The following is a 13,311-nucleotide window of genomic DNA, read 5'->3' on the forward strand; positions in this document are numbered from 1 at the left end:
AGCAACACCTCGCCACAGGTATTTGAAGCACTGCTAGATTTACTCAAAGATCAGAATGAGAGAGTGCGTTACTCTGCTGCTGAAGCATTGGGCAAATTGGGAAATGCCTCGCCACAGGTAGTTGAAGCACTGCTGAGGTTACTCAAAGATAAGAGTTGGAGAGTGCGTTACTATGCTGCTGAAGCATTGGGAAAATTGGGAAATGCCTTGTCACAGTCACTTGAAGCACTGCTGGGTTTACTCAAAGATGAGAGTGAGAGTGTGCGTAGTTCTGCTGCTGAAGCATTGGGCAACTTGGGCAACGCCTCGCCACAGGTACTTGAAGCACTGCTGAGTTTACTCAAAGATGAGAGTCAGATTGTGCCTAGCTCTGCTGCTGAAGCATTGGGCAAGTTGGGCACAAACTCCAGCAATGTTACTGCTACTGTCGCCGAATGGATTTCACAACACCAGGATTCAGAATATGTAGGAAATGGGATTGATGCACTGTGGAATTTGGTAGTAACAGAAGAATAATTTTTGTTTTTTCACTGGAAGTTCCTAAAGAGTGCTGAATACTCAGCACTCTGTTGGTCAAGCAAACCATTCACATTCAGTTAAAAATCGAAGGTTGTGCGAAGCACACCCACATACTGCGTATCATTTCTGCTGTCGTTTTCCGGGTTGAGAATCACCCAAAAACCAGGAGTAACTGAGATGTTGTCATTTAGTCGATAACGATAAAATGCTTCGATATGGTAAGCGTTGTCTCCCTCTTGACGGATATCACTGTTAGAGACGTGGGGTGGTATACCAAAGAGAATTCCTGGCAGATTGCCTCTACCACCCACATCGGGAAACGACACACCAATCGCCCCAAACCAGACATTGGCATTGTCACCATTGTTTACAAATACAGAATCTGTTCCACCCCTACCATTGGAAATATCACTCAAACCAGAACTCTCGGCATTTGCCCAAATATATCCACCCCAAGCGTGGACTTGGAAATTCGGGGAGAAGCGATAGTATCCTTGTGTGCCGACAATATCGTTGGAAGTAGCAATGTTGTTGCCAAAGGGAGCGTTTGACAAGACGCTACCCGTCCCAGCTGAGAGATCGATTACTCCAGCAGGGGTATAGCCATGAGAGTAAGCAACACCGATCGCTCCTTGCTTACCATAATAGGCTAAGTGCGCTAGGGCATTATAGCCGCCATCAAACAAGCCGTTGCTCCCCGATGGCACATTGGGGCTGTTTGCTAAATAGCCCAAAGTGAGAACCAAGTCTTTGGTAATGTTCCAGTTAGCGGCTGCACCACCGCCACCTCGCCGGAATAAGGGACTGTATGACCCAAAAAGTGAGGGAACCCCATTCCCGTCGTCAGCGATTGTGGGGGGAGTGACGGTGGTTGTAATGTCGGTGTAACCAATGCCTGTAGGCCCAACAACGAAGTTAAGGGATTCACTGACTGGAAAGTAATAACGGATGTGAGGGACAAGAAGTGTCTCGTTGCTGTCATAATCAAAGTTCAGGCGTGTCATCCCTGTGCCTGTGGCTGCGGCAATTTGGCTTGCACCATTGGAATTCGCAAAGTTGCCAAATTCTAGCCGGACTCGCAATAAATCTTTGCCAGTAAAACTGCTCTCAAAGTTAAGACGACCCCGATTTGAAAAGTAGAGATTGGATTCATCATCTTCACCACCGACTCGATCGCCAAAGCTATCACTAATAGCGGTAATAATTTGAGCATTCAACCTAGTAGTAGTAGAAAACTGCTGCGCCTCCAATGTTGCTGTATGTGCCTCTAAGGTATCTACTCGTCCGCGCAGGGTTGCCAATTCTGCGGCAAAGTCTTGCTGCAATTTTTGCAGCACTGCCAAATCTTGCTTATTAACTAAATCGCTAGTAGCTGTAGAAATTAACTCATTAATCCGATCCAAACAAGCATTTAAACCTGCGGCAAATTCATAACGAGTTAAGGCACGGTTGCCGCGATAGGTGGAATTGGGATAACCTGCAATACAACCGTAGCGTTCCACCAGCGATTGCAATGCACCAAATGCCCAATCGGTTGGTTGGACATCAGAAAACTGGGAAACAGAAGTGACTTGTCCCTGCAAAGTCCGATTAGCATCTGTTGCATTAGGATCGTCTTCTGGAGGTGCTGCCCAAACTGCTGGAATTGCCAAAAATAAAAGAAAAAAGCTAGAAAAAATAGTTTTTAGCATTGATTTATTAATTGAAAATGGTTGAATTACGAGCTTGTAACGAAAGAAGTTATCTTCGAACCAAAGTATGAGCTAATCAACATTAAAGTTACTTTAAGTTGGAGTTTTAGCTCACTTCAAGCAACGTTATGACTTTTTGCCCATTGCTGCTTTTAATAGCCGCTTCTATAATTTTCATTACATTAATTCCGTTTTCGGCAGTAACAGCAATTGGCTGATTACTAACAATAGATTTATACACGGCATCGTAATAGCCTAAATAGCTCCCCTGTAAACTTTTGACTTTTTCTCGAATTACTTTTGTGTCTTTTTCTGTATGCAGCAAGCCATATTCACTTTCTGGCTCTGTATACCAATCAAGTGTGTTGGGCTTCATACCCGCCACTAAATACTCTTCTTGCTTATCGGCTCTGCTTTTAAGAAAAGAACCCTTCGTGCCATGTATGATATAGGCAGGTGCAGACTCACGCACCAGGAAACTTGCTTTTAATTTGACGCGCAGTTTGTCGTAGTATAGTATCAACTCAAAACAATCATCTACCTGCGATCGCAGCCTAGTTATGCGGATGTCTGCAAAAATAGCATCAGGCATCCCAAATAGATGCAAAGCTTGGTCTATTAAGTGCGGCCCTAAATTATTTAATGTTCCTGCCCCCGGACTGGGAACTTCGACATGTTGTTTATGACTGAGGGTTGGCTTATATTTTTGAAATTGAAATTCTGCTTCAACAATATCACCTAATAAGCCTTCTTGAACAATTTTTTTGACTGTTTGAAAATCACTATCCCACCTCCGGTTTTGATATATAGATAACTTTTTCCCCTGTTTTTGTGCCAATTCTTTGAGATGTTTTGCTTCTGCTACCGTTGTGGTGAATGCTTTTTCTACCACTACATGTTTATCTGCCAGCAATGCTTGTTTAGCATAATCGTAATGGGTATAAGTGGGTGTATTTACTACCACTAAGATTACTTGCTCGTCTGCTAGCAATGCCTCCAAAGAAGGATAGCTTTTGACATCAGGATAATGTTCCTGTATCAGCTTTTTGCTTCTTTCCCAAGAACCAGCTAATTTAAATCCGGGATGTAAATCAATAAACGGCGCATGAAATACCATGCCGGATAAACCAGAAGAACAAAGAGCCGTATTGATAGTTTCCATCTTTTTATTGATTGACTGAAGCGATGTCATTAATTTTGCGGGGCTGCTAGATCCCCGACTTCTTCAAGAAGTCGGGGATCTGAACACCACTAACCTCTTAAAACTTTTGGGACAGACCACTAGACTAGATGGATGCCAATTACATATCTTCTAACTCAATTCCTTTGGTTTCTTTAATAAAGAAGAGAATGAAAAAGAGTGATGTAGCTGCTGCAATTGTATAGAGTCCATAGGCAGAACCTAGACCGAAATATTGCAGTATGGGAGGAAATGTTGTGGAAATGACGAAATTCGCAACCCATTGCATAGCAGCAGCAATCGAAAGTGCAGCGGCTCGAATTTTGTTATTAAACATTTCTCCCAACAGCACCCAAACCACTGGCCCCCAGGAGAAACCGAAGCAAAATACATAGAGGTTGGCTGCGATGAGGGCTATAGTCCCGGCGCTGCCGGTAAGATTGGGGTTCCCAGCAGCATCGAGGGGAGCATGGCCAAAAAGATAAGCCATCGTCCCCAAGGTCAAGGTCATGCCAATCGACCCTACTATAAGTAAGGGCTTGCGACCAAATCGATCCACGAAGGCGATCGCAATCAGTGTTGTAATAATGTTGACGGCTCCTGTAATCACCGTAATTGATAAGGAATCTTTTTCGGAAAACCCGACAGCCCGCCACAAAACGCTGCTGTAGTAGAAGATTACATTAATCCCAACAAATTGCTGTAATACAGATAAGCCTATTCCTATCCAAACAATTGGCAGGAGTCCGCCACTTCTGCTTAAGAGGTCAGAAAACCTGGGTTGGCGTTCGCGAAGCACTGTCTGCCGAATTTCTTCGATTTTTGGCAGTACGTCACCCCCTAAAATCTTGGTCAGAACGTTAACAGCTTCTGATTCTCGTCCTTTGGCAACCAAATAACGGGGAGATTCAGGAATTGTTAAAGCCACCATCCCGTAAAATACTGCTGGTGGGACTGCTGTCCAAAACATCCAGCGCCAAGCTGCAACCCCAAACAAAAACGGCGAGTCTGCTGAACCTGCTGACGTAGCGATAAAGTAGTCGCTCAATAAGGCAACGAAAATTCCCACTACGATCGCTAATTGTTGCAGAGATCCTAACCTTCCGCGCAAATGGGTGGGAGAACATTCGGCAATGTATGCTGGGGCGATGACGCTAGCAACGCCGATGCCAATCCCACCCAATACTCGCCAAAAGATAAAATCCCAGATAGTGAAGGCCATCCCAGAGCCAATGGCACTGATAGTAAACAACGCCGAAGCGACCACCATTGCATTGACTCGACCATAACGGTCTGCAATCTGTCCAGCAAAGAAGGCTCCTATCGCAGACCCCAGCAACGCTAGAGACACTGCCAGCCCTGTCACCCAACTACTGGTGTTAAAAGCTTTTGCTAAAGATAAAACCGCGCCGTTGATTACAGCAGTGTCAAAACCGAATAAAAACCCGCCGAGTGCCGCAGCACCAGCAATCAAAATGACATAAAACGTGTTGGCTTTACGACGAATAGTAGTAGAAGACATAGTTTAGTAGAAGACATAGTTTATATACTGGGAATTGGAACAGGCAGAGGTGCAAAGGAGCAGATGAGGAAAGACTTACTGCAATTTCTCCTCTGCTCCCCTGCTCCCCAGTCCCTTTTATCGTCTAGAACGTCTGCGTAACCTATCGATCATTACTGCCAAAATAATTACTAGTCCTTTGACGACTAGTTGCCAGAAGTAAGAGAGGTTCAACAATGTTAAACCGTTGTTGAGAATAGCAATAATTAATGCACCTAAAAGAGTGCCGCCAATGGTACCAATACCACCTGTAAAGCTGGTTCCACCTAGAATAACAGCTGCGATCGCATCTAATTCATAACCCTGACCTAATACGCCACTGGCACTATAAAGACGGCTGGCGCTCATGATTCCTCCTAAGCCTGCCAGTAATCCGCTAATACCATAGACGAATAGCAGTACCCGATTAACTTTAATCCCTGTTAATCTGGCTGCTCGCTCGTTACCACCCACAGCATATATCTGCACTCCTAAAACAGTTTGCCGCAGGATAAACCAGCTAGCTATCACAGTCAGTAGCGCAATTATCACTAGCCAAGGAATGGGGCCAATATATGTATTACCCACCCAAGCAAAATTTATGTCCCGGTTAATCAGGGTTGTACCCTTGGCAATTAAAAAGGCAACACCCCGCAAGGCTGTAAGTGAACCCAGCGTGACAATAAAAGGTGGCACATCCAAGAAGGTAATGAGCGCACCGTTGAGTAAGCCTAACAGCAATCCTGCCAGCAAGGCAGCAGGTACGGCCGCCCAACTTAAAGCCGGTAGTAGCGATACCAGCAAGGCAACTACAGCAGAAACAGCCAATATTGACCCAACCGAAAGGTCAATACCGCCGGTGAGAATTACAAAGGTCATTCCTGTCGCCAGCACAATATTGATTGATGCCTGACGCAAGATATTGACGATATTACCGCCGGTGAGGAAGTTGGGAGAAAGGAATGCAAATAGGATGCAGATAATTACTAGAATTGGCAAAATACCCGCAACTTCCAACAGAGTGCTGATTGATTTCCGGTTGCGAGCTGCGGGATTATTGGCTGATTTATTGATAGGCGGTCTGACTGTCTGACTCATAATGCTGATACCTCCGATGCTCCAGTTGCGTAGTGCATAATCTTTTCTTGGGTGATTTCTTTGCCAAGACTGCCATCCAGTTCGCCTACCAGCTGTCCTTCTCGCATCACTAAGACGCGATCGCTCATGCCGACAATCTCTGATAGTTCGCTGGAAACCATTAAAATAGCAACACCTTGTGCTGCTAATTCGCTCATAATTCGGTAAATTTCACTTTTAGCACCGATATCTACGCCGCGTGTCGGTTCATCTAACATCAACACTCTCGGTTTAATGGCTAACCAACGCGCTAGCAGTAGCTTCTGTTGATTACCACCAGAAAGATCCAATGCTCTAATTTCCAAATTGGCTAGGCGGATATTAAAGTTTTCCACCGCGTCTGTTGACAGTCGATTCACTGAAGGCCAGTTAACAATTCCACCCCTTGCATCTTGCTTGAGTGTGTTGATAGCAATATTCTTGCGGGCGCTCATCTCCAGAAATAAACCTTGGTCTTTGCGGTCTTCGGGGACATAGCCAATTCCCGCTTCAATGGCATCACTGGGGGTATTAATTTCCAGTTTTTTGCCATTCAAAAATACTTCGCCACTAGCCTTACGGTCTGCACCAAAAATCAGCCGGGATAGTTCTGTGCGTCCGGCACCAACCAACCCAGCTAAACCCAGAATTTCTCCAGCATGAAGTTCAAAACTAGCCGGCTCAATCTTTTTGCGGGCGTCGCTCATATTCCTGACTGACAGCACCACTGGGCCAGGATTCATTTGCCGTTGATGTTCGTAAAAGTCTTGCATGGAGCGACCAACCATCATCTGCACCAATCGCTGTGGAGAAATTTCGCTGCGTGTCAGACTGCCAATATATTGACCATCACGCAACACGCTAATCCGGTCAGCTAGGGCATATATTTCTTCCATCCGATGGCTGATGTAAATAATGGCAATACCATCACGCCGCAGTTTGCGAATCACCTCAAATAAATGGTCGCTCTCGCGGTCAGATAGGGCGGCTGTTGGTTCATCCATCACCAAAACGCGGCTTTTATCCTTCAGCGCCCTGGCAATTTCCACTTGCTGCTGTTCGGCAATGGATAAAGTACCAACTATAGTCTGCGCGGTAAAATTAGCTCCAAGGCTGTCCAGCACTTGCTCTGCTTCTTGTTGCATCGCTTTGCGGTCTAAAAACTGACCTCGCCGCAACTCGCTACCCATAAACATATTTTCGGTAACGGTCAAATTCGGTGCAACATTCAGTTCTTGATAAATGAGATTAATACCCGCCTTCCGTGCTGTCGCCGGATCGGTAATTTTTAAGGGTTGACCATTGATGCGAATTTCTCCTTCGTCGGCAATATAAGCTCCAGCCAGGATTTTCATCAATGTGCTTTTGCCTGCTCCGTTTTCACCCATGAGGGCGTGAACTTCTCCTGGGTAAATCGTGAGATTAACATTTTGGAGCGCAGATACACCATGAAAGCGTTTTGTAATTCCTTGCATTTCTAACACTGGGGTGCTAGTTGGTGTATCAGAAAGTGAGGTTTCAATATTGGTTGTCATGAACAAAACCTGTAAAAACTATTTAAAATTTGCGATTGCGCGATTGTGAATTACAAACTAATAAACTCATCTTTGATTAACCGCAAATCATGTTTTAAAAGCTGACTAATAGTCTGAAAATAGGGAATGGGGAAGAGATATTTTCATACTTTGTTGTTAACGTTACTTAATAGAAGTTGTTGGGAAAATTTGAGTGCTATAAATAGACACTCAGATTTTCCCCTGATGCACATACATAGCGGTTCTCAATTAGGTGCAGCAGAGTTTTAACCTCTTGATAAACCCATCTTTCTATTAAAGAAAAGACAGGAACAAAGATGAGGTTTGGTATTAATTTAAGTGAAAACCGTCAGACATTCTAGGTATGTGCAAAAACTTTACAAATGCACCAAAAGATTGATATCAAAAGGCATGTTTTTCAATTGCAAATTCACAATTTCTATTACTTCCAGCCTTTTTCTGTACTGACGTTATCTTTTGTGATCAACTTAACTGGAATCAAAATGGTGGAACTGCTAGGTTTTTTTCCATTTAAGATGTCGTTACCAACTTGAACTGCTTTTTCGGCCATCCCTCGCGGATTTTGAGTAGCAGTTGCTGCATATATACCATCCTTATTTGCGATCGCAGTTATTGCTTCTGGCGCACCATCAACCCCGACAATAAAGAAATCTTTACGTTGTGCTTGGTTCGCTGCTAGTTCTGCACCGACTCCACTGGGATCGTTGATGGCAAAAACCGCATCAATCTTTGGAAAGGTTGTGAGCAAATCTGTCATAACTCTGAGTCCTCCATCCCGACTACCCTCTGCATTTTGATTTTTGGAGAGTATTTTGATATCGGGATATTTAGACAATACGTTCTCGCAGCCACTAACTCGCTGAATCACCGAGTCCACCGGCGGGCCGTTAACTATGACAACATTACCTTTACCTTTGAGGCGGTCAGCAATATATTTACAACTAACTTCTCCAGCTTGGACATTATTAGTCGTAATGGTGGCATCTACACCTCCTTCCGCACCTGTATCTACCGCAATGACAATTCTACCTGCTTGTTTAGCTTTTTCAATTGCTGGTTTAATGCCACTTTTATCAGCAGCATTGACGATAATTATGTCAGTATTGGAAGCCGTGAAATTCTCAATTTGATTAGCTTGTTGATTGAGGTCATAGGCACTGGAAACTACGGTAACATTGACATCCTTACCGCCAATTTTCTTCGCTTCTGCCTCAGTTGCTTGTCCCATGAGGACGAAGAAAGGATTACTTAAATCACCAACGGTGAAGGCAACTGATTTTAATTTTCCCTTCCCAGTAGCGGTTTTAGTTTCTGCACTAGTATTAGTAACAGGTTTTGTATCAGTGTTAGTAGCAGTGTTGCTATCGGGAGAAGCATTCGTACAGCCGACAAGACTACCACTGATGATACCAAGTAGACTAGCTGCGATCGCAATCTTTTTCACATTCATATATTTCCTAAAAGTCCTTCTTACTTACACCAAACTTAAAAACGAACTATGAAAAAAACAAGGTCAAGTACTGTAACTCCGCTGTATCAAGCCTTTTTTCGTAATTACGAATTACAAATTACGAATTACCAGCCTTGATAGCTGCTGAGGTTCTCTCTAGTAACCAACTTGACTGGAATCAGGATATTTGGTGACTCAGGTTTTTTACCCTGGATGATATCGTTGCCAATCTGAACCGCTTTTTGAGCCATCCCTGCGGGATTTTGAGCAGCAGTTGCAGCAAATACACCATCCTTATCTTCCATTGCTTTGGTTGCATCTGGCGATCCGTCAACCCCAACAATAAAAAATTCTTTACGTCTTGCTTGTTTAGCTGCTAAATCTGCGCCGACACCGCTTTGGTCGTTAGTGGCAAAAACGGCATCAATTTTGGGAAAGGTTGTCAGCAAATCGCTCATGACTCTTAGTCCTCCATCCCTTGTCCCTTCAGCGTTTTGCTCTTTAGAGATGAGTTTAATATTCGGATATTTGGACAAGGATTTCTCACAACCACTGACTCGCTGATTGATTGAGTCCATCGGAGTCCCATTGAGGATGACTACACTACCTTGACCTTTGAGGCGATCGGCAATATATTGGCAAGCAACCTCACCAGCTTGGGTATTGTTGGAACTAATCATCGCATCCACATCTGCATCAACGGCTGAATCTAATGCAATCACAACCCTACCTGCAAGCCTTGCTTGGTCAATAACTGGTTTAACTCCTTTTTTATCAACAGCACTGAGGATAATTAGATCGGTATTCGCAGCCGTAAAATTTTCGATTTGGTTGGTTTGTTGGTTTAGGTCAAAGGCACTGGAAACCGCATTAACTCTGATATTACCCCCAATTTTCTGGGCTTCTGTTTCGGCCCCCTTCTGCACTGCATTATAGAAGGGATTGCCTAAATCACCCAAAGCTACGCCGATTGTTTGCAATTTTTTATTTGGACTAGTAAGACTCTCTGCACTTATGTTAGTAGCTTTGTTGTTAGTATTAGTTGCAGTGTTATCATTTTTAACGCCATTTGTGCAACTAACAACCGCGAAACCTAATATGCCAACTATGAGCGAAATTCTCTTCATATTTATAACAACGGATTTAAAGTTAAGAAAGGTCATGGTAATGTAAATAGGTCTGAAAATCTTAGACCTAACAACCTAGCGATACTACTAGCTTTTGTAATTTCAACTCCAAAGGTCTTTTGATATGACGTAATTGAAGTTATTGCTATTAGTGTCACGAAAGAAAATGGTTTATTCTTAAAGCAGAATCATGAACATTACACTACTTCGAATAATCACATTATTTGGGTGAAATTACTTCGTAGTTTATAGCCTGAAAACAGCCTTTTAAGTGAAACTTCCAAAAATTAGTTTTATTAAAATTGTCAATCTTTATTTGTTTTGACTTTTTTCATTTTATCCCGCTCCTGTGCAAAAATTAACTTTGTTTATCGAACTTTACAAATGGAAAAGGTTTTAAATCTCACAATATAACCCCAGGTCTTCTTTTCAAAGCATTCGCATAAATTAGCCTATTCAATATTAGGGTAAATGTTAAAAACGTTAACATTCCTCAACTAATATTTCTCAGAAAAGATACTATTAAAGTAGAGAGCTTTTTGATTTTGAATGCTAGTTTTTGAAAAATGTAAACATCCTTTGGTTAGATTTTCTAAATGAACTCTAATCAGCTTGCCAAGCGTATTTATTTGTTATTCCTCCTCCATCACATGCAGGCAATAGAAGAGTAAACAAGATAATATTTTTAAGCTTGATTAGGGATAAAGAAAGTTTGCATATTAATTCTTGTTCTTACTTTATCCCCTCAGAAATAGAAGATTATGAATTCTTCTTCCAGCAGTTTAAAACTTTAATGTTGCGGGTAAATATTTAGCCACCAAATCTTCATAGTATGGTTTTAATTTCTGCCAATCAGGAGGAATAGGGTTTTTTGAATACAAATCGTAGGGATTGAACAAACGCACCCATTTAAACATTTCTCGATCTTGTTTATCCATCAAATGTTCATACGCATTGTCACGATGTTGAGGATAAAATGAGTGATAGCGAAGCATATACAATGCAGGTTCGGGCAAATAGTTTTTCATCATCTGATAAAAATACTCATCATGCCCCCATGACATGTGTACATTACTCAATCCACAGTTAGGCTCATAAATGCCATATTTAGTGTTGTAATCGGGGTTATTATAATCGGGGTTTTCTTTGAAGAATTCTGAGAAAACAATTTTATCAGAAAATGCACAACCTACAGGATAAGTATCGCCTACGGTAGCCCATTGAGGTTCGCCAAATAGACAAAGTACTTTTCCCATATCGTGAAAGAAGCCAGTAAGTACCATCCAGTCAGGATGATCGTCGGCGCGAATAGCTTCTGATGTTTGCAATAGATGCTGTAACTGATCCATGTCTGTATCAGGATCGGAATCATCAACTAATTGATTCAAAAATTCGACCGCATCCCAAACAGACATTTCTTTTTTATCAAACTTCAAAAACTCTTTTTCTTTTTGAAGTACAAAATTATATGTTTGATTAATATGATTTAACCGATAAAACTCTTTCACCGTATCTCTAATAGTCGTTTCGTAATTCCTGTACTCTTCGGTGGTTTTACCTTCTTTAACTATGCTATCTGGATCGGGATAACGATTAAGTAAGTCTTCTTCCCATTCTTCTAGTGAATGTAAGGGATTGTTTTGAAGCTGAAGAATGGCATTATTTAAAGTTTGAGACATATCTTCCTACTTGTCGATATTGTATTTGTTACATGGTACTTTCGCGCTCTTTTATGCACAGGTCTGCATAAGCTGTCTTGGACTTATTTATTATTTTTGCACACGTGTGCAAAAATATGTGTTAAGTTTCATTTCGTCTTTGGATACTTATGCACAACCTACTTCCCTAAGTGTCCGATCCGATCTGTTTGGTTCAGATTAAAAATAGTGCTTTTGTTTTTTGCACATCCGTACATAAATTTACTAAACATAAGATAATCTTTTAGCTTATACACGTGTGCAAAGGCTATACTTATGAAATATTCTGTCTGACTCAACCAGCCTAGTATCAATTTGTCAATTGTACAGCAGTGGAATACTTAACAATATTAGCCAACTCTTGTAGTTGGTTTATCGCTTCTGCACCTTCCAACTTCATTAATTCGCGATCGTCCCACAATTCCATCCAAGTAATCCCGTAATCAGATACTAAAAACCGAATCAGGTGCTTTTCTTTCAGGCTAACCATAAATGAAGCACTCTTCATTTGATCGCCGCATGTATAACATGAGGCAGTATAGCCACGCCGCTCAAGTATAATTGTCAAGGCTTGCAGGTTCATTACCAAGTCTTGAACGAATTGCTGATGCTGTTGCGCTAATCTTAGAAACACTAGTTTTCTCCTACCATTACAGGTATCTGCTTGCTTTGATATTGATTTAGACTTACATCTGATGCGATTTAGTTGCCAAAAGTTCGTGTTTTCCTAGATACGTGATTAATCTTAATATTACGGTTGTCACCAATAAGCTAAATTTCCAGAGCAGTTCTAATGTTTTGGACAATTATCTGAGGCGGCTGTGCAACATCCATACATAGAGTATCTACTGGTTCTTCAAGGGTATAAAACTGGCTGTCGAGCAGTTTTTCGCTCATGTAATGATTGCTACGCTCTTGTAAGCGCATTTGAATCAACTCATAAGACCCTTTGAGGTAAACTAGCTTGATGCGATCGTCCTTGGCGTTGGCTCCGCCATCGCTATCCAATACCAAAAATTTCCGATAGCTATCTTTTAAAGCCGAACACGCCAGCACCACATTTTTATTTTCTTGTAGCCAATGCTTGATGGCTGTTTGCAAATCTTGTAACCAGGGGATTCTGTCCTCTTCACTCAGAGGGATACCGCGCCGCATTTTCTCAACATTCTCTGGTGAGTGGAAAGTATCTGCGTCGCTAAATTCCCATTCTAAGGAGTCTGCTAGCAGTTTTCCGATAGTGGTTTTCCCAGAACCTGATACACCCATGACGATAATAATCATTTTTTTCTTAATAAAAGTTCAACTAATTCGGAATTTGTAATTCGTAACTTGTAGTTGTAATCATGAACCGGAGGTAAAAATCAGGACTATTAACTCCTTTCCATGCGAAATGTGAGTTGTATTAAAATCTCTTGACAAATCACGATTATTTTCT

Annotated in this window: 11 protein-coding genes; 1 reads left to right on the plus strand and 10 read right to left on the minus strand. The window is 42.1% G+C overall.

The features are described from left to right. On the plus strand, nt 1–516 hold a 516-nt coding region (locus V7K53_RS11270), incomplete at its 5' end, for a HEAT repeat domain-containing protein (RefSeq protein ID WP_335197597.1). 80 nt (nt 517–596) lie between these two features. On the opposite strand, the gene V7K53_RS11275 is transcribed toward V7K53_RS11270, so the two are convergent. From V7K53_RS11275 to V7K53_RS11320, 10 genes are all read right to left on the minus strand, one after another. Next, nucleotides 597–2,210 (minus strand): iron uptake porin, encoded by a 1,614-nt coding sequence (locus V7K53_RS11275; protein WP_335197599.1) that lies wholly within the window; start codon nt 2,208–2,210, stop codon nt 597–599. A 106-nt stretch (nt 2,211–2,316) separates the two neighbouring features. Further along, the gene (locus tag V7K53_RS11280) at nt 2,317–3,372 is read right to left on the minus strand and encodes a Gfo/Idh/MocA family oxidoreductase (RefSeq protein WP_335197600.1); all 1,056 of its coding nucleotides are present in this window, start codon (nt 3,370–3,372) and stop codon (nt 2,317–2,319) included. Between the two features lie 139 nt (nt 3,373–3,511). Next, complete coding sequence (locus V7K53_RS11285) at nt 3,512–4,912, minus strand: sugar porter family MFS transporter (protein ID WP_335197601.1); 1,401 nt, start codon at nt 4,910–4,912, stop codon at nt 3,512–3,514. A 117-nt stretch (nt 4,913–5,029) separates the two neighbouring features. Next, nucleotides 5,030–6,028: an ABC transporter permease subunit gene (locus tag V7K53_RS11290; protein WP_292811820.1), complete on the minus strand. Its 999-nt coding sequence runs from the start codon at nt 6,026–6,028 to the stop codon at nt 5,030–5,032. Beyond that, on the minus strand, nt 6,025–7,581 hold the full coding sequence (locus V7K53_RS11295) for a sugar ABC transporter ATP-binding protein (protein ID WP_335197602.1): 1,557 nt from the start codon (nt 7,579–7,581) through the stop codon (nt 6,025–6,027). Before V7K53_RS11295 ends, V7K53_RS11290 begins: the two co-directional genes overlap by 4 nt. 442 nt (nt 7,582–8,023) lie before the next feature. After that, nucleotides 8,024–9,052, minus strand: a complete 1,029-nt coding sequence (locus tag V7K53_RS11300) for an ABC transporter substrate-binding protein (RefSeq protein ID WP_335197603.1) — start codon at nt 9,050–9,052, stop codon at nt 8,024–8,026. A 125-nt stretch (nt 9,053–9,177) separates the two neighbouring features. After that, nucleotides 9,178–10,179, minus strand: coding sequence for an ABC transporter substrate-binding protein (locus tag V7K53_RS11305; RefSeq protein WP_335197604.1), 1,002 nt, complete (start codon nt 10,177–10,179; stop codon nt 9,178–9,180). 782 nt (nt 10,180–10,961) lie between these two features. Next, nucleotides 10,962–11,858, minus strand: a complete 897-nt coding sequence (locus V7K53_RS11310) for an inositol oxygenase family protein (protein ID WP_335197606.1) — start codon at nt 11,856–11,858, stop codon at nt 10,962–10,964. A 328-nt stretch (nt 11,859–12,186) separates the two neighbouring features. Continuing rightward, nucleotides 12,187–12,510 carry a DUF1815 family protein gene (locus tag V7K53_RS11315; protein ID WP_292718521.1) on the minus strand — a complete coding sequence of 108 codons (324 nt, stop codon included), beginning with the start codon at nt 12,508–12,510 and terminating at the stop codon, nt 12,187–12,189. A 137-nt stretch (nt 12,511–12,647) separates the two neighbouring features. Further along, nucleotides 12,648–13,157, minus strand: coding sequence for a gluconokinase (locus V7K53_RS11320; RefSeq protein WP_335197607.1), 510 nt, complete (start codon nt 13,155–13,157; stop codon nt 12,648–12,650). Nucleotides 13,158–13,311: the final 154 nt, after the last annotated feature.

Origin of the sequence: Nostoc sp. (assembly GCF_036917355.1) — a bacterium.
Classification (GTDB): Bacteria; Cyanobacteriota; Cyanobacteriia; order Cyanobacteriales; family Nostocaceae; genus Nostoc.